Origin of the sequence: Streptomyces eurocidicus (assembly GCF_002891295.1) — a bacterium.
Taxonomy (GTDB): Bacteria; Actinomycetota; Actinomycetes; order Streptomycetales; family Streptomycetaceae; genus Streptomyces; species Streptomyces eurocidicus.
The window spans coordinates 565,766-582,706 of record NZ_LGUI01000005.1 but is presented as its reverse complement, the minus strand read 5'-3'; the positions used below and the strand labels follow the sequence as shown (position 1 = coordinate 582,706).

15 protein-coding genes and 2 tRNA genes are annotated in these 16,941 nt (G+C 71.7%); 8 read left to right on the top strand and 9 right to left on the bottom strand.

Translation table 11 applies throughout. From position 1 onward, the window contains the following. The coding region (locus AF335_RS34735; protein WP_170127747.1) for a hypothetical protein at nt 1–198 on the top strand (198 nt) is incomplete at its 5' end. 217 nt (nt 199–415) lie between these two features. On the opposite strand, the gene AF335_RS19430 is transcribed toward AF335_RS34735, so the two are convergent. Beyond that, on the bottom strand, nt 416–967 hold the full coding sequence (locus AF335_RS19430; RefSeq protein ID WP_102919709.1) for a hypothetical protein: 552 nt from the start codon (nt 965–967) through the stop codon (nt 416–418). Nucleotides 968–1,082: 115 nt separating this feature from the next. Between AF335_RS19430 and AF335_RS19425 the strand changes: the two genes are divergently transcribed. Then, nucleotides 1,083–2,477: a hypothetical protein gene (locus AF335_RS19425; protein WP_146045570.1), complete on the top strand. Its 1,395-nt coding sequence runs from the start codon at nt 1,083–1,085 to the stop codon at nt 2,475–2,477. Between the two features lie 144 nt (nt 2,478–2,621). Here the strand turns inward: AF335_RS19425 and AF335_RS19420 are convergent. Continuing rightward, nucleotides 2,622–2,709 (bottom strand) — tRNA-Leu (locus AF335_RS19420). A 420-nt stretch (nt 2,710–3,129) separates the two neighbouring features. Between AF335_RS19420 and AF335_RS34135 the strand changes: the two genes are divergently transcribed. After that, nucleotides 3,130–3,465, top strand: a complete 336-nt coding sequence (locus AF335_RS34135; RefSeq protein ID WP_146045569.1) for a hypothetical protein — start codon at nt 3,130–3,132, stop codon at nt 3,463–3,465. Between the two features lie 204 nt (nt 3,466–3,669). On the opposite strand, the gene AF335_RS19415 is transcribed toward AF335_RS34135, so the two are convergent. From AF335_RS19415 to AF335_RS19400, 4 genes are all read right to left on the bottom strand, one after another. After that, a complete protein-coding gene (locus AF335_RS19415; RefSeq protein WP_146045568.1) occupies nt 3,670–4,959 on the bottom strand; it encodes a hypothetical protein in 1,290 nt (429 codons plus the stop codon). Nucleotides 4,960–4,962: 3 nt separating this feature from the next. Continuing rightward, nucleotides 4,963–5,346 carry a hypothetical protein gene (locus AF335_RS19410; RefSeq protein ID WP_102919652.1) on the bottom strand — a complete coding sequence of 128 codons (384 nt, stop codon included), beginning with the start codon at nt 5,344–5,346 and terminating at the stop codon, nt 4,963–4,965. Between the two features lie 144 nt (nt 5,347–5,490). Beyond that, nucleotides 5,491–6,258, bottom strand: coding sequence for an SDR family oxidoreductase (locus AF335_RS19405; RefSeq protein ID WP_211304116.1), 768 nt, complete (start codon nt 6,256–6,258; stop codon nt 5,491–5,493). A gap of 165 nt (nt 6,259–6,423) precedes the next feature. Further along, a tRNA-Leu gene (locus AF335_RS19400) sits at nt 6,424–6,511 on the bottom strand. 106 nt (nt 6,512–6,617) lie between these two features. Here AF335_RS19400 and AF335_RS19395 point away from each other — a divergent pair. After that, on the top strand, nt 6,618–7,946 hold the full coding sequence (locus tag AF335_RS19395) for a DUF2254 domain-containing protein (protein WP_102919650.1): 1,329 nt from the start codon (nt 6,618–6,620) through the stop codon (nt 7,944–7,946). Nucleotides 7,947–7,962: 16 nt separating this feature from the next. On the opposite strand, the gene AF335_RS19390 is transcribed toward AF335_RS19395, so the two are convergent. Then, entirely contained in the window at nt 7,963–9,510 is a 1,548-nt protein-coding gene (locus AF335_RS19390; protein WP_102919649.1) for an aldehyde dehydrogenase family protein, read from the bottom strand. 285 nt (nt 9,511–9,795) lie between these two features. Here AF335_RS19390 and fdhD point away from each other — a divergent pair, with 285 nt between their 5' ends. Then, nucleotides 9,796–10,653, top strand: coding sequence for a formate dehydrogenase accessory sulfurtransferase FdhD (gene fdhD / locus AF335_RS19385; RefSeq protein WP_102919708.1), 858 nt, complete (start codon nt 9,796–9,798; stop codon nt 10,651–10,653). 218 nt (nt 10,654–10,871) lie between these two features. On the opposite strand, the gene AF335_RS19380 is transcribed toward fdhD, so the two are convergent. After that, nucleotides 10,872–11,339 (bottom strand): MarR family winged helix-turn-helix transcriptional regulator, encoded by a 468-nt coding sequence (locus tag AF335_RS19380; RefSeq protein ID WP_102919648.1) that lies wholly within the window; start codon nt 11,337–11,339, stop codon nt 10,872–10,874. Between the two features lie 85 nt (nt 11,340–11,424). Here AF335_RS19380 and AF335_RS19375 point away from each other — a divergent pair, with 85 nt between their 5' ends. Together AF335_RS19375 and AF335_RS19370 are read left to right on the top strand one after the other, a co-directional pair. Further along, the gene (locus tag AF335_RS19375; protein WP_102919707.1) at nt 11,425–12,372 is read left to right on the top strand and encodes a quinone oxidoreductase family protein; all 948 of its coding nucleotides are present in this window, start codon (nt 11,425–11,427) and stop codon (nt 12,370–12,372) included. 133 nt (nt 12,373–12,505) lie between these two features. Then, nucleotides 12,506–14,587: a sialidase family protein gene (locus AF335_RS19370; protein WP_102919647.1), complete on the top strand. Its 2,082-nt coding sequence runs from the start codon at nt 12,506–12,508 to the stop codon at nt 14,585–14,587. A 118-nt stretch (nt 14,588–14,705) separates the two neighbouring features. On the opposite strand, the gene AF335_RS19365 is transcribed toward AF335_RS19370, so the two are convergent. Next, nucleotides 14,706–15,821: a bile acid:sodium symporter family protein gene (locus AF335_RS19365; protein ID WP_102919646.1), complete on the bottom strand. Its 1,116-nt coding sequence runs from the start codon at nt 15,819–15,821 to the stop codon at nt 14,706–14,708. Nucleotides 15,822–15,913: 92 nt separating this feature from the next. On the opposite strand from AF335_RS19365, the gene AF335_RS19360 reads away from it, so the two are divergent. Next, the gene (locus tag AF335_RS19360; RefSeq protein WP_102919645.1) at nt 15,914–16,843 is read left to right on the top strand and encodes a LysR family transcriptional regulator; all 930 of its coding nucleotides are present in this window, start codon (nt 15,914–15,916) and stop codon (nt 16,841–16,843) included. Nucleotides 16,844–16,941: the final 98 nt, after the last annotated feature.

Sequence of the window (16,941 nt, the reverse complement as noted above, 5' to 3'; positions counted from 1 at the left end):
GAGATGAATCAGACCCTCATCGAACAGCGGGGCGTCGCCGCGCTGACATTCGCCCGCATCGCCGGCGCCCTCTACGTAGAGGCCATCGGGGCAGGCGTGCCCCACGACCTGGCCAAGGAGATGGCCACGGACTACTGGGTGAAGGAGATGCACCCTGGCGCCGTACTGACCACTGAAGAGGGGGGCGACGTTGAGTGAGCCGTCACAGGCTCCCCGCGGTCAGATGATGACCGCGACGGACGTGGCCGAGTACCTAGGGAAGCCTATGAGTTGGGTCTACAACGAGTGGAAGCCCGCGGGGATCCCCTTCAAACGTATCGGAAATCAACTGCGCTGCCGACCCGGCGACTTGGATACGTGGATCGATAAGCAGGCGGCCTAGGGCGGTGTGGCCGGGGCTCCCGCCCCGGCTGCCTCACTTCGCTGCTGGCCCGACGCCCAGGGCTTCGAGGTCGAGGGCCTCAAGGACGGCTTGCGCCTTGGGCGTCAACTCACCGCCGACCTTGCCCGCGACCGTCGTGAGATAGCCGTCTCGCCTTGCCTGCTTGAGGTGGCCCCTGACTGTCTCCGGTCGCCGGCCAATGAAGGCTGCTAGGTCCGGGGCCAAGGACTTCGCACCGCTGTCTGCCATGTCCTTGTATAGGGACGCCAGCGTTACGAGGTAGGCCGGAGAGACACCCTCGCCATCAAGGAGCCGTCGCACGACGTCGCCCTGCGAGGCGAAGTCCGGCAAGTCTGCCGAATCGAGGGCGGCGGCCTTGGCCTGCTCCACGGCTGCGATCGGATTGATTCGACGCAAGATCGTCGTGGAGATGCCGCGGAGGACATCGCCGGAGGGCGCGCCCTCGGTTGCCTCAATGGTCACCCGTTGCGGGCCTCCCGTGATGGGCCCGTTCGGCCACCACATCCGCACGGTCCATGCGCCTTCCTGCTGCACAACCTCTGCGCCCTCTACCTGGTCCGTCATGCCCGTCAAGCTACACCACACAGCCAATCCACCAAGTGTTGACAACTCATGGTTGTCCGTGATCAAACTGGTGTCAGGTCAGGCGTAGGGCCTGGCCGGGGAGGAGATTTCACCCGTGCCGAAGAAGGGCAATGGGCAAGGTACGACGCCGGTGGAGATCCCGCGTAAGGGGCGAACCAACACCTGGGGCGTGAGGACGCCCCGACACGTCGACCCGGCGACAGGCAAGGAAGCGCGCTACTGGATAGGCCGCGACTTCAAGAACAAAACGACAGCCGCGACGGCGCTGCGGAAATGGTTCGACGAACACGAGAAGGCGGTTGAGAAGGCCAAGGAGGCCGCCGTCGAGGGGGCTTCGGGCGGGAAGGCTGGCGTGCCGGGCACGGTGTCGCTAGTGAAGCAAGACCCCCTCAAGAGCCCCGATCTCACGGTCGGAAAGCTGCTCGACGTGTGGCTGAAGCACCACCAAGGTGAAGGCACCACAACATCCGGCTACGAGCCCAAAATCCGGCTGCACATCAAACCCCACCTCGGCGATGCACTCGCCATGGAGGTGACAGACACAGAGCTGGATGGCCTGTACGCGCACCTACGGACTGCGCCCTGCCCCACCAATGACGACAAGCCCTTGGGGCCGAAGACGGTGCGCCACGTGCACAACATGCTCTCGGCAGCCTTCAGCCTGATCACGGGCCCGAGGAAGCTGCTCCAGTTCAACCCCTGCCACGATGCGCACCCCCCAACCGAACGAATGATCAAGGCGGCAGAACCGGACTTCCCGACGCTGACCGACTCGGAGACTGCGCGCGTCCTGAAGGAGATATGGACCCCATGCGGCAGCAGCCGATGCGACGGCATGCGCCACCACTGCCTCAGGGACGCCGCGCTGTGGTCGTCGTACGCGGTAACCCAGAACCGCCGCAGCGAGCCCCTGGGGTGGATGTGGCCGCTCATCGACTGGAACGTGGGCTCGATCAAGCTCAAGTGGGTCGTGGTCGAAGAAGGCAATAGCTTCCGGCTGCGAAAGCTGACCAAGGACGGCGACGACGAAGCCATCATCTACGTCGATGCCGCCTTCCTCAGCGTCCTGTGGTGGCAGTACGAACGCCAGCAGTACGAGAAGGAGCGTCTCGGGGACCGCTGGGTTGATCACGGGCTGGTGCACGCCCGCGACGGCTTCAAGCTCCAGCCCGGCCGCCTGGCTGGTGGCCCCCAGGACCCGGAGAAGGTCTCCGCCCGCTGGCGGACGGCACGCAGCCGGCTCCACCTGCCGGAAGACTTTCGACTCCACGACTGGCGGGCTACCGGAATCAACAATGCTCTCGATGCCAAAGAGAACCCTGTCGAAGTGAGTGCAAACGCAAGACACCACTCAGTGGGCTACACCCTGGACCGCTACGGCCGTCGCCGTGCGGAAGGCGCCAAGAAGCTGGCGGCCTCCAGCGCGAGCCGCATCGGCCTCGCCAGGGCGACCCCTGTAGGCAGTCCCGCGCTCGCGCTCTCAGCCTGAGCGCGATCCCTAGCCGGCTGGTCTCGTGGTTGGTCACGCCGCCGGTCTGGGAAGTCGCCGATTCCGTGGGTCACGCGGTGGGTCACGCGGAGCATGATCAGACCCGGAAAAACAGAAAAACCCCAGGTCAACTGGGGTTCCTACTGGTGTCCGAGGGGGGACTTGAACCCCCACGCCCGATAAAGGGCACTAGCACCTCAAGCTAGCGCGTCTGCCATTCCGCCACCCGGACAAGGTGTTGCCACCGGCGGGGTGTTCCCCGTGGCGACATGGACAACAATACCAAGGTTTCGGAGTGCTCCTAGGCCCCTGTCCTGCGGCAACGCCCTCCCCCCGACGTATGTCCGCCTTCCAGGGGGGAGGGCACGGACTCGGGGGAGAGCCCGTGCCCTCCCTTCCGGCGGCGGTCCAGGTGCGCCTCCTGGGCCCAGGTGCTGCTGGGTCCGCCGTTCGACGGCACTGTCGGGCCGTAACCCCCGGGAATGCATCCCTCTCGCTCCACTGCGGGCCGAGGACAGCCGGGCCGTATTTCTGCGAGTCGCCCCAGCGACCGTCCGGGAAACCTTCCTGGCGCCCGGATTCACCACGGGCAATTCCGATGACATTCTGCGCGAGTGGAATGCATTCCCCTTGACGGGGGAACCCTTACGCGATGGGCCAGTCAATGCTTGAGCCGTGGGAGATTACTGAGGGAATTTGGTTTCACTGGACTTACCTCGTGTGGGGGATGGTTCCGCCAGGTTTTCGGCAGGACACTTCAGGAAAATCCCTTGCCTTCCCGGAACGGGGAGCAGGTCACGAAGGGAATGTCATGCCAACGGTCACTCAGGACAACTGGCGGATCTGCCCCAAATGCTTCGGGCTTTGGTACAACGGATTCTCCACCAATGGCCACTGCCCCGCAGGCGGCGCGCACAGCAGTACGGGCAGTGGGAATTACTTCCTCCAGACCGACCCGAACAGCATCGCCGAAGCCGAAGAAGAGTAGAAGAAGAGTAAGTGTCCGCGCCAGAGCCTTCCTGAAGTTTGCTCCACCGAAAAGCCCAGGCAGGTTCTGGCGCAGTCGAGCGACTCGTCGCGGCTCCTCGGCCGCGTTTCACCCCCTCACCGCCGGTGGCGGTGGAACAGGCCCCTGACCACCGACTGACCGCCTCTCCGAAGGACGCGATCACCGCGAACGCGGTACGCGCGCCTAGCGTGCGCCCGTGAGGCTGTACTGGCCGTCCAGGGTCAGCGTGAGGGTGTAGGAGGGCGACCCGGTCGTACCGTTCATGATGTTCCCGCTGATCGCGTACGGCCCCGTCCGGGTGCTGCCGCCGGGGTTGGTGTCGGTGTCCGTCGTCGTGCCGGAACCCTGGACCGTGCCGTCCTGGAACAGTTGCACGTCCATCGGCCCGAGCGTCTCGTTCAGGGTGCTGGCCACCCCGGTGAACGCCGGGGTGTAGTTCACCTCGGTGACGGTGATGGTGATGTGCCCCGCCTCGTCGGAGCCCGGGCCGGAGGGGTCGGACTGCTTGGTGATCGTCACGAAGCACTCGGGCTCCGCGCAGCGGGCGCCGTTCAGGGTGCCGTTGTACGTCCCGTTGACGTCGAAGGTCGTAGGAGCGACGGGCGCCGGGGTCGAGGGATTCGACGGCTCGGGCGCGGGATTCCCCGGTGCGGGGTTGCCGGGCTGCTGCGGGGCCGGGGCGGACGGCGGGTGCGCCGGTGCCTCCTGGTGGGTGCGGTTCCAGAGATAGACGGCACCGCCGGCGAGCGCCAAGATGATCAGGCCGCCCGTGACCAGCGTGCCGAGGCCCAGCCCCGCGAAACCGCCCGCGGTCTCGGCGGCCGCGCCGCCGAGGGCCTCACCGGCCGTCAGGGTCTCGCCCGCGGCGATGCCTTCGCCGAGGGCTGCCCCTTCGCCCAAGGCGGCGCCTTCACCGAGCGCCGCGCCCTCGCCGAGGGCGGCTCCTTCGCCCATGGCCGCACCTTCGCCGAGCGCGGCTCCCTCACCGGCGGCCGCGCTTTCACCGACCGCCGCACCGGGAGCCGCGGCGGGCGGGGCGGCGGGAGCGGCGCCGCCGGGCGGGATGGTCGCGGCGTTGTAGGCGGCGGGGTTGGCCGCGGCGATGCGTGCGGCCTGAGCCGCCGCAGGGGCCGCGGGAACGGACATTTCAAGCACGTGCTCGATCTGGTCGGGCTCCATTTCCAGGACATTGACCATGAAGTTCCTGAAATTGGCCAGGCCACCCTCCATGACCTGCCGGAGCATGGCCGCCTGCCGGGCGATAAGGTCCCGTGTTATTTGAAGATGATCGGCCCAGGTTTCCAACCCGTCCACGTCCCCGGGAAAGACTTCCTCGGCCTTTGCCGCCCCCGAGCTGATTTCCCGCGACGCCTTGAACGCTATGTCCTGCAGGACGCGAATATTGCTCTGCAAACCTGAAATGTACTCGTGGAAGTGCTCCGTAAGGCCCGGTTCCGGTGGTGGCACGTTCATGACTCAGCCCTCCGGGAATCCAGGGGCGGTCCTCTCCGGCTCGCCGGCCCCGAACGCCCGGCCCAGCCGCCGCAGTTCAACTCCGTTGTAGCGGTACCAGGTGCCGCTGGGCAGGTCGAGGAGCACGGCATCGCCGTCCCGCAGGATGAGCCCGGCGCGGAATGCCCGGCGGCGGAACGTGTTCATGTCGATGCGTTGTGCCCGCAGGTCGTCCAGCAATTGCTGGTACCTGTCCAGCGAGGACGTGAGCTGCGACAGCAGCTCGGCCGCGGCTGCCTGCCCGGTCCCGGCCTGCCTGGGTCCGGCCTGCCGGGTTTCGGCACCGCTACGCCCGCTACCCGCCGGTACGCGCTGCCACCGAGGCCATCTCGCGTCTGAGCGGTCCATGCGACGCCCCCTTTCAGAGGCCCCGCTGCCCAGTCTTGCACCGTGCTGTTATCGACGGTAGGCGGATGCCGACCCCGCACGGGCGGCACGCAGATCATTGGACGCCCGCCGGTCCGCGAAAGACGCCCGCCGGTCCGCGAACGGTCAGCTGGCGGAGCCGACCAGGCCGCCGTTGACGTAGACCGTCTGGGCCGTCACCCACTTCGCCGCCGGCGAGGCCAGGAAACGGACGACGGGGACGACGTCCGCCGGGTCGCCGATGTCGCCGTTGATACTCATGCTCTTGAGCCAGGCGATGTTCTCGTCGGTTTCGGCGGGGTAGAAGAAGCTGGTCTTCAGGGGCCCGGGAGCCACGCAGTTGACCGTGATCCCCCGGCCGCCCACCTCCTTGGCGAACGCCTTGGTGTAGTGCTCCACCGGGCTCTTGCTGCCCGCGTAGCCACCGTAAGTGGGGGCGGTGACGGCGACGATGGTCGTGATGAGGTTGAGGACGCGGCCGTGGTCGGCCATCTTCGTCGCGGCCTCGCGCATGAGGAAGAACGGGATCTTCGCGTTGACGGCGAACATCCGGTCCCACTCGTCCTCGGTGAACTCCTCGATGGGCTTGCGGACGATCATCCCGGCCGTGTTGACCAGGATGTCCCACTGCCCGAACCGCGCGATCGTCGCGTCGACGAGCCCGGCGACCTCCGCGACCCGGGTCAGGTCCCCCTGCTGCGTCGCCGTCTTCACGCCCTTGCCCGCCAGCTCCTGGGCGACCTGCTCGGCCTGGTCGCGTTTGGAGTCGCTGTTGTAGTGCACCATCACATTGGCGCCGTCCTCCGCGAGGGCGGTCGCGAACGCCTTGCCGAGGTTCGCGGAACCACCGGTCACGAGGGCGGTCCTGCCCTCCAGCACACGGTCAGCGGCCATGGGGTCTCCTCCGGGCAACGATCCCCCTCGTTGCATTGTGGAACGCGAGTGGCTGAAGCGCATGCGTACACCGGCAGGTACACGCGCTGGTCACGCGCCGGCCGCACGGGCGGCCGATCCGGCCCGGAAAAACAGAAAAACCCCAGATGAACTGGGGTTTCTTCTTGGTGTCCGAGGGGGGACTTGAACCCCCACGCCCGATAAAGGGCACTAGCACCTCAAGCTAGCGCGTCTGCCATTCCGCCACCCGGACAAGGTGTCTGTCTGCGCAGGGTGTTCCCCGCGGCGACATGGATAACGATACCAAGGTTTCGGAGTGCCTTTCACCTGGGTATCTTCGCCGGACATAAGGTCCATTTATGGACCATGACGGGCATCTGGGTGCGGTACGGGCACGGCGGCGGCCGCGGGCGTTGTCGCCGTTGCGGGAGCATCTGCGGGACACGTTCTGGTTCACGCCGACCGTGGGGCTGCTGGGGGCCGCCGTGGCCGCCGCGGGGGTGCTGGAGCTCGACGGGCTGCTGATCCGGACGTTGCAGGGCGAAGGGGAGTACGGCGCCGTCTCCTCGCTGATCGATCTCGCCGACGACACCAAGACGATCATCACGACCGTGGGCTCGGCCATGCTGACCTTCATCGGTGTGGTGTTCTCGATCTCGCTGGTCGCGCTGCAGATGGCCAGCGGGCAGTTCTCCCCGCGCGTGGTGCGGCTCTATGTACGCAGCCGGATCACCAAGTGCACCTTCGCCGTCTTCCTGGCGACCTTCCTGTTCGCCCTGCTGGTGCAGGCGTCCTACCAGGGGGACACCGATCCGCGCACCGTCGAGACGGTGCCGGTGTTCTCCAGCGTGACCTGTGTGGTCATGGTGCTGGTGAGCCTGGTGCTGTTCGTGGTGTACGTGAACTCCACGCTGCGGCTGATGCGCGTCAGCCATGTCATCGACCGGATCACCCGTGAGTCCTTCCAGGCGCTGGAGCGGGTCGGGGACCGGGCCGACCCGGAGCCCGCCGTGTTCGGGGAGGCCACGGACGAGATCGCGCACCGGGGGCGGGCCGGGGTGCTGCGCGATGTGCACATCGCGCGGCTGGTGCGGGTCGCGCGGCGGCACGGCCTGGTGCTGCGGCTCATTCCGCGCATCGGGGACTTCGTCGTCCCCGGTACGCCCGTGCTGGCCGTGCACGGCGGGCCCGCGCCCGGCCGCCGGGCGCTGCGGTACACCGTCTCCGTCGGGGTGGAGCGGACCTTCCACCAGGACCTGGGGTTCGGTCTGCGGCAGCTCTCCGACATCGCCCAGCGGGCCCTCTCCCCCGCGGTCAACGATCCGACGACCGCCGTGCAGTGCCTGGACCGCATCGTCCAGATCCTCGCCGCGGTCGCCCGCCGCCCGCTCGGCGCCCTGCACCACTACGACCGGAAAGGTGCCGTCCGGCTGGTCCGGGAGCTGCCTGGCTGGACCGACCTCGTCGACCTCGGCCTCGCCGAGATCCGTGGCTGTGCCATCGGCGCCCCCCAGGTCACCCGCCGGCTCATGGCCGCCCTCGACGACCTGCTCCGGCTCGCCCCCGAGGAACGGCACCCGCCCCTCGTACGGCACCGGACGCTCCTGCGGCAGGCCGTCGACCTCGCAGTACCCGAGCCCGCCGACCGCGAGTTCGCCCTGCTTCCCGACCGGCAGGGCATCGGGTGAGCCGCGGAACGGCTCCTTACGGCATCAGGTGGTAGTCCGGGAAGTTCCCCGGCGCCCGCTCCCCCGCCGGGCCCTCCGTCACCGCCCTCACCAGCAGCTCCCCGCCCACGAACGCCCCGCGCCACGACGCCCCGAAGCCGCCGAACAGCTCTTCCCGGTCCCCGCGCGAGCGCGGCACGCCGTGCCCCACCTTGAACGCCCGGATCTGCGGCGCCAGGCGTTCGTACGTCGCCCGGTCGTCGCAGGACAGCGTCGCCACCAGGGCGCCGTTGCTCGCGTTCATCGCCGCGAGCAGCTCGGCCTCCGTGTCCACCAGCACGATCGTGTCCACCGGGCCGAACGGCTCCGCGTGGTGCAGCGGTGACGCCGACGGCGGGTCGAGGAGGACGACGGGTGGTACGTACGCGCTCGTGTCCTGGCCCGGCAGGAAGCGGCCGGCGGCGAGCCCGGCGCGGTGCAGGGGTATCGCGCCGCGGTCCATCGCCTCCGCCACCTGGTCCGTCAGCTCCTTGGCCTTGGCCGCGTTGATCAGCGGGCCGAGGTCCAACTCCGGCAGGTCCTCGTCCGGCGACGCCACGGCCAGCGGGTGCCCCAGCGTCAGCGCCCGCACGGCCGGCAGATAGACCTCCAGGAAGTCGGCGAAGACCGCCCGCTGCACCACGAACCGCGGATACGCCGTGCAGCGCTGCTTCCCGTACTCGAAGGTCTTGCGGATCCGCGAGCCGAACCCCGCCCAGTCCGTGAAGTTCCAGACGCCCCAGGTGTTGAGGCCCTCCTGCTCAAGGATGTGCCGTTTGCCCAGATCCGCGACGGCGGTGGCGACCCGGGCGCCGGTGTCCCGGCCGCCCACGAAGGACACGCAGCCGATCTCGGGGGCCCGTACCAGGGCGCCGGAGAGCTCGCCGCCGCTGCCGCTGACCAGGGTCACGGGCAGCCCCTCGCGGGCGGCGAGGGCGCTCGCCAGTGTCAGACAGGCCAGGCCACCGTCCGTCGGCGTCTTCGCGATCACGGCGTTGCCCGCCAGCGCCTGGACCAGCATGGCGTGGACGAGCACGCTCATCGGGTAGTTCCAGCTGGCGATGTTGCTGACCGGGCCGGGCAGCGGGCTCCGGCCCTCCGTCATGCGGTCGATCTCCCCGGCGTACCACCGCACGCCGTCGATCGCCCGGTCCACGTCCGCCCGCGCCGCCCGCCAGGGCTTGCCGATCTCCCAGACGAGGAGGAGGGCGAGGAGGTCGCGGTGCTCGCCGAGCGCGTCGAGGGTGGCGGCCACCCGTGCCTTGCGGTCGGCGAGGGGTACGGTCCGCCAGGCGCGGTGGTGGTCCAGGGCGGCCCGTACGGCCCGGTGCGCGGTGGCCGCGTCGAGGCGGGGCGGGCCCGCGACGGGGGTGCCGTCGACGGGGGTCGTGGCGGGGAGCGGGCGGCCGTCGGGCCGCCAGGCGCCGTTCCAGAGGTTGAGGACGCGATCGTCCCGGAACGCCTCGGGGGCCACGGCGAGGCAGCGCTGCCAGGCCGTGGTCCACTCGGTGCCGGGCTTGAGGGCGAGGTGGGGCGTCGGTGCCATCGCAGATCTCCGCTCTCGGTGCACGGTCGGGGCGGGGAGGTGGCGCGCGGCGCTCGCGGGTACGGGTGCCGCGTAACTCCTACTGCGTACTGCTACCGAACAGTAGCCACGGTGCGGGGCCGCCGAGGGGTGCCCGGCCTCGATGAGGCCCACGTCACGTGAGACCGTTTGCAGGCATCGTCCGACGGTCCGTCCGGCTCGCCCCTGGTCGCCCGGCTCGCCTCGGTCCCTTGCTCCGCTTCGTTCGTCTTGTCCGCCTCGCTCACCACCACGGGACTGATCGCCATGGGACGGGTCACCTCACGACGCCGCGTCATCCGCATCCGCGACGGAGCCGCCGGCTCGCGCCCGGACACCCTCGTGACCGAGGAACCCATGGAGATCCGGCTCAACGGCAAGCCGCTCGCCATCACCATGCGCACCCCGGGCGACGACTTCGCGCTCGCGGCCGGCTTCCTGGTCAGCGAGGGCGTCCTCGCCACCGCCGACGAGCTCTCCCACATCGTCTACTGCGCGGGTGCCACGGAGGACGGCTCCAACACGTACAACGTCGTGGACGTGCGCCTCGCCCCCGGTGTGCCGCTCCCCGACATCGCCCTCGAACGCAACGTCTACACCACCTCGTCCTGCGGCCTGTGCGGCAAGGCGAGCCTGGACGCCGTACGGACCACCGCGCGGCACCCGGTCTCCGACGGCCCGTCACCGATGCGGCTCACCGCGGAGCTGCTGGCCGGCCTCCCCGGCCGGCTGCGGGAGGCGCAGCGCGTCTTCGACCGCACGGGCGGGCTGCACGGCGCGGCGCTGTTCACCGCGGACGGCGAGCTGCTGGACGTGCGCGAGGACGTGGGGCGGCACAACGCGGTCGACAAGATCATCGGCCGGGCCCTGCAACAGGGGAGGCTGCCGCTGTCGGGCACGGTGCTGCTGGTGTCGGGGCGCGCGTCCTTCGAGCTGGCGCAGAAGGCCGTGATGGCCGGGATCCCAGTGCTCGCGGCGGTGTCGGCGCCGTCCTCGCTGGCCGTGGACCTGGCGGCGGAGACGGGGTTGACGCTGATCGGCTTCCTGCGCGGCGCGTCGATGAACGTCTACGCGGGAGAGGAGCGGGTGGTGCTGGGCGGGGGCGTCGAGGGCGGCGGCCGCTAGGCCCGGGCGGGCCGGTGCCGTGGCCCCGGCCGGTCCTGTAGCCCTGGCTGAGCGCTCCGCGCAAAGTCCGGTGCGCCGTCTGCGGGTGCGCCGTGGCCGGTCGCGCAGTTCCCCGCGCCCCTTCGGGCGCTGCCGAACCGCACCGGACTTCGCCAAGCCCGCTTAGTCCGGTAGCCCTGGCCGATCCCGTACCCCCGGCCGGTCCCGGCCTTCGCCCGTCACCCCTCCGCCACCTTCCGGAGCAGCTCCAGGAACCGCTCCCGCTCCCCCGGTGTCAGCGCCCCGAGCAGTTCCTCGTTCGCCTCGTCGCCCAGCTCCGCGAGCCGGGCCAGCCGCCGGCCGCCCTCGTCCGTGAGGGAGATGGCGTTCTTGCGCCGGTCGAGCGGGTCCGGCGCGCGCGTGACCAGGCCCGCGGCCTGGAGGTCGTTGAGGATGCCGACCATGTCCTTGGGGTCGAAGCCCGTCGTACGGCCCAGCTCGGCCTGGGCGACCGGGCCCAGGTCGGACACGGCCGACAGCACCGCGTGGTGCGACATCCGCACGCCCTCCCGGGCGAGGGCCTCGCTCACCAGCCGACGGCCGCGCGCGGAGGCGCGGTTGAGCTGCCAGCTGGGGAGGGCGCGGATCCGCGTCAGCGCCGGTTCGTCCCCGGCGCCCCCGGTCAGTGCGGCGGTCTCGTTCTCCATGCCCCGACCCTACCCATAAATCCATTGGACGTCCCAACGAAATACAGATACCGTTGGGACCACCAACGACATCTGGGAGGTGCGCGTGCGTCGCGTCCGGTATCACGAGAACGGCGGCCCCGAGGTCCTGCGGGTCGAGGAGACCGAAGTCCCCCGCCCCGGCCCCGGCGAACTGCTGCTGCGCACCGAGGCGGTGGGCGTGACCCTGCCGGTCGTCCGGAAGGTGCGCGAGGGCGGCCTGGCGCTGCCCGCGGGCCTCGGAGGCGAGGTGGCGGGCCCGGTCGTCGCGGTCGGGCCGGACGTGACGGGCTTCGCCGTCGGCGACCTCGTCACGGGCCTGTGTTTCGGCGACGGCTACGCCGACCGCTCCGTCGTGCTCTCGGCCATGGCCTCCCCCGTCCCCGACGGCGCGAGCGCCACCGACGCCGTCGCGCTGGTGCGCTGCGGGCTGGTCGCCCGTGGCGCGTACGAGGCGGCCCGCCCCGCCGAGGGCGAGTCCGTGATGGTGACGGCGGCGGCGAGCGGCGCCGGGCACCTCGCCGTGCAGCTCGCCAAGGCGCGCGGCGCGGGCCGGGTCGTCGCCGCGGTCGGCTCGGCCGCGAAGGCGGACTTCGTCCGGTCGCTGGGCGCGGACGAGGTCGTGACGTACGAGGAGCTGGCCGGTCCGGCACCGCTGCCCTTCGCCCCCGTCGACATCGTCCTCGACGCCGTCGGCGGCGAGCTCCTCTCCCCCGCCGTGGCCGCGCTCGCCCCCGGCGGCCGCCTGGTGGCCTACAGCTCGGGCGGTGGCACCGTCGAGGCGTACGACCTGCTCGTCGGGGCGAAGTCGGTCGTCGGCTTCCAGATGGCCCTGATCGCCCGGCACCGCCCCGAGCTGATGGAGCGTTGGCGGCGGGAGCTGTGGGAGGACTTCGCGGCCGGGCGGGTGCGCCCCCGGATCCACGCCGAGCTGCCGCTGGAGGAGGCCGCGACGGCGCACGGGATCATCGAGTCCCGCGTCAACCTGGGCAAGGTGGTGCTGCGACCCATGTGAGCTCTTTGGCGGAACTCGCCTTGTGGGGTTGCGGAGCGCACCGTACGTTCGGCTCGCCGGACACGGAGTCAGAACGTCCGGTTTTCCGTGTCACGACATGCCATCACGTGCCTCGACGCGAAAGGGCCGGGCCATGGCGCCGCACCCCCCACCGGGTCCCCGACACCACCGATCCCGCCGGCTCCCCCTCCCCGACATCCCCGACATCCCCGATCTCCCCGGCCTCCCCCGGCTCCCCCCGGCCGGCGGGCCCCCGCGTCCCCGACGCGGCGTCAGGACGCCGCACGCCTGCGTCCGGGCCCTCACCGCCGTCACCGTCACCGCCGCGCTGGCGGCCGCCGTCCACCCCGCACCCGCCCGCGCCACGGCGGACCCCGCGCCCCCGGCCCGTACCGGCTTCGAGGAGCGGGTGCTGTTCAGCGCGGCGCAGGACGGCCCGCCGGGCGAGTACTCCTGCTTCCGGATCCCGGCCGTCGTGGCCGGACCCGATCCCGGCACGGTGCTCGCCTTCGCCGAGGGCCGCAAGGGCAACTGCGGCGACGCCACCGACATCGACGTCGTCCTCAAGCGTTCCGCCGACGGCGGCCGCACCTGGGGACCGCTGCGGACGGTCGACGAGGGGGACGGCGACACCCACGGCAACCCCGCGCCCGTCGTCGACCGCGCCACCGGCCGGGTCGTGCTGGTCACCACCTACAACAAGGGCCGGCGGGACGCCGCCAACTGCGACGTGCCGTGCGACCGCACCCCGCACACGCAGTTCAGCGACGACGCCGGCGCCCACTGGTCCCCGCCCCGCGACGTCACGGACTCGCTGCGCCCGCGCGGCTGGAACTCCTGGTACGCCACCGGCCCCGGCCACGGCGTCCAGCTCGCCCACGGGCCGCACCGCGGCCGGCTGGTCGTCGGAATCAACGCCGAGAGCCACGACGGCACGCGCGGCACCGCCAACCACGCCGCCCTCGCCCTCAGCGACGACGGCGGCCGGCACTGGCGGCTGGGCGCCGTGGACACCCACCGGATCGCCGCCGACGGCACCTACCGCCAGATGCCCTCCGAGCTGACCCTCGCCGAGCGGACCGACGGCGCCGTCTACGTCAACGGGCGCGAGCAGAACGGCACCGACCTCGGCCACCGCGACGACGCGGTCAGCCAGGACGGCGGCGAGACCTTCACCGCGCCCTTCCGCGCCCTCCCCGACCTCGCCGCGCCCATGGTCCAGGGCTCGGTCACGGCGCTGCGCCCGGGGCGCTGGCTGCTCTCCGCGCCCGCCGACCCCGACCGGCGCCGCACGATGACGATCCGCTCCTCCTACGACCAGGGGCGCACCTGGGAGAGCGCCGAGCTCGGCGCGCGGGTGACCGCCGACTGGTCGGGCTACTCCGACCTCGCGGTCGTCTCGCCGGGCACGGCCGGCCTGCTCTACGAGGCGGGCAAGGGCAACGCCCGCGACGAGATCCGGTTCGCCCGCTTCACCGAGGAGTGGCTGGGACCGCGCACCGGTCCCGGCGCCACGACGCCGGACCGCGGGACGGACGGCCGGGACGGGGCGGGCAGGGCTGACAGGGCGCACGCGTACGTCCTCGGGGGCGCCCGGCCGGTCGGCGGCCGGTGGGGCGGCGCGCTCTCCTTCGACGGGGTGGACGACGCCGTACGGCTCCCCTACCGCGACGCGCTGCCGCTCGGCGAGCGGGACTTCACGGCGGCCCTGTGGTTCCGCGGCGGCACCGCCGCCCGTGCCGAGCAGCCCCTGCTGTGGCTGGGCGGGGTCGGCGGCGCGCCGCAGGTGACGCTGCGCTGGGAGCCGGCCGAGCGGCGGGTGTCCGGGCAGGTCACGGCCGTCGCCGGGCCCGGCCCCGGCCGGACGGCGACCGTCCGGGCGGGCGTCGGGCCGCCGGGCGACGGCCGGTGGCACTTCGTGGCGCTGCGGCGCGGCGGAGGGCGGCTCACGCTCACCGTCGACGACGGCTCCTCGTGGGTGGCCGACGTGCCGGGCTCGGTGAGCCGCGGGTCGACGTTCGGGGCGTATCTGGGGCAGAAGCCGGACGCCCGGGCGTTCCTGGCGGGAGACCTCGACGACGTACGGGTGTACGGGCGGAGGCTGCCGGACGGGCAGGTCGCGGAGGTCAGGGCGGGGCGGGAGGCGGGACGGGCGGTGGTGTGGTTGCCGCTGGACGGGGTGCGGGGGGCTTTCCCCACGCGCCCCTTTCCGTGACGGGGCCCGGCACCCCGGTGGGCGACCTCCGGCCCGGGCGCCGGTGGGTCGGGGGCGGGGCGGGGTGGGCCCTCCGGGGCTGCATGATTTACGGGCCCCGTTACGCGACATTGCACAGTTACCCGCCGTTCGGCCCGCGAATCACTCCCCCAGCTACCGCTGGGGGTGCCCCCAACGCCCCTTGCCGGGCCCACCCCGCCCCGCCCCCTCCCGCCGCACTCCGACTGCGGGCCGCCGCCACCGGCGCCTGCCGCGCGTACCTCTTCGCCAGGACCGCGCAGACCATCAGCTGCATCTGGTGGAAGAGCATCAGCGGCAGGACCGCCAGGCTCGCCTGGGCGCCGAACAGGACACCCGCCATCGGCAGACCGCCCGCCAGGCTCTTCTTCGAGCCGCAGAAGACGATCGTGATCCTGTCCTCCCTGCCGAAGCCCAGCCGGCGCGCGCCGTACGTGGTGAGGGTGAGCATCAGGCCCAGGAGCACCGCCTCGACGCCGACCAGGGCCAGCAGCCGTACGGGCGTGACCTGGTGCCAGATGCCGCGGACGACGCCCTGGCTGAACGCGGCGTAGACGACGAGGAGGATCGAGCCCCGGTCCACGTAGCCCAGCACCTTCTTGTGCCGGGTGAGGAAACCGCCGACCCAGCGGCGCAGCAGCTGGCCGGCGGCGAAGGGCACCAGCAGCTGGGTGACGATCGAGACCAGGGAGTGCGCGGAGAAGCCTCCTCCGTGGCCGCCCAGGAGCAGCGCCGCGAGCAGCGGGGTGAGGACGATGCCGACGACGCTGGAGAAGGAGCCCGCGCAGACCGCCGCCGCGACGTTGCCGCGCGCGATGGAGGTGAAGGCGATCGAGGACTGGATCGTCGACGGCACCAGGCACAGGAACAGCAGGCCGGCGTGGAGCTGGGGCGTCAGGACGTACGGGACGAGGCCCCGGGCGGCGAGGCCCAGCAGGGGGAAGAGGAGGAAGGTGCAGGCGAGGACCGTCAGGTGGAGCCGCCAGTGGCGGACGCCGTCCATCGCCTCACGGGTGGAGAGCCGGGCCCCGTAAAGGAAGAACAGCAGTGCGACCGCACCGGTGGAGGCGCCGTTCGCCACCGGAGCGGCGGCGCCGCGCGCGGGGAGCAGCGCGGCCAGCAGCACCGTGCCGAGCAGGGCGGCTATGTAGGGGTCGACGGGGATGCGCGACACACGTATGCGCGTGAGGAAGGAGGGGAGGCCGGGGCGTCGCATGGCTCCAGCCTCTCCCCGGCCGGGGAGATCGGGAACCCCGTTCACCGCACTGACTGTTATCACGTACGACGATATAACCGTAGGCTCGACATGTGTTCGATCCGACGCAGCTGCGCACCTTTCTGACCGTCGCCCAGACCCTGAGCTTCACCCAGGCCGCCCACCGGCTGGGGCTCCGGCAGTCGACCGTGAGCCAGCAGGTCCGCAGGCTGGAGGAGGCGGCCGGCCGGCAGCTCTTCGCCCGCGACACGCACGGCGTGGCGCTGACGGAGGACGGCGAGGCGATGCTCGGCTTCGCCCGGACGATCCTGGCGGCGAACGAGCGGGCGGCGAGCTGGTTCGCGGGCACCCGGCTGCGCGGCAGGCTGCGGTTCGGCGCCTCGGAGGACTTCGTCCTGACGCGGCTGCCGGAGATCCTGGCAGGCTTCCGGCACGAGCACCCCGAGGTGGACCTGGAGCTCACGGTCGATCTCTCCGAGACGCTCCAGCAGCAGCTCGCGGCGGGCCGCCTCGACCTCGTCCTGGCCAAGCGCCCGCCGGGCGGCCCGCACGGGCGCCTGGTCTGGCGGGACAGCCTGGTGTGGATCGGCGGCGAGCGGCTCCGGCTGGAGCCGCACCGGCCGCTCCCGCTGGTCGTCTTCCCGCCGCCCGCGGTGACCCGGGCCCGCGCCCTGGAGGTACTGGAGCGGCACGGCCGCGCCTGGCGGGTGACCTGCACCAGCGGCAGCCTCAACGGCCTGGTGGCGGCCGCCCGCGCCGGGCTGGGCGTGATGGCCCACACCCGGGGCATGATCCCGCCGGGCCTGGTGCGGATCCCGGCGCGGGCCGGGCTGCCGGACCTGGGCGCGGTCGACGTCGTACTGCTGCACGGCGCCCCGCCCGACGGCGCCGCGCGGGGACCGGCCGAGGCGCTCGCGGAGGCGATCCTGGCGGCCGGGGACCGGCTGCACGTCCCGGCGCCCGGTGCCGGACCCGGGACGGCGCCCTCCCCCGAGGGGACCGGGGCGGGCCCGGAACGCTGAGCGGGACACGGGGAGGGCGGTCCGGGCGGGGACCGGGGGCGCGGGCACAGCGGGGACGCAGACACAGCGGGAAAGCGAAACCGGCGGGGCGGGCCCGG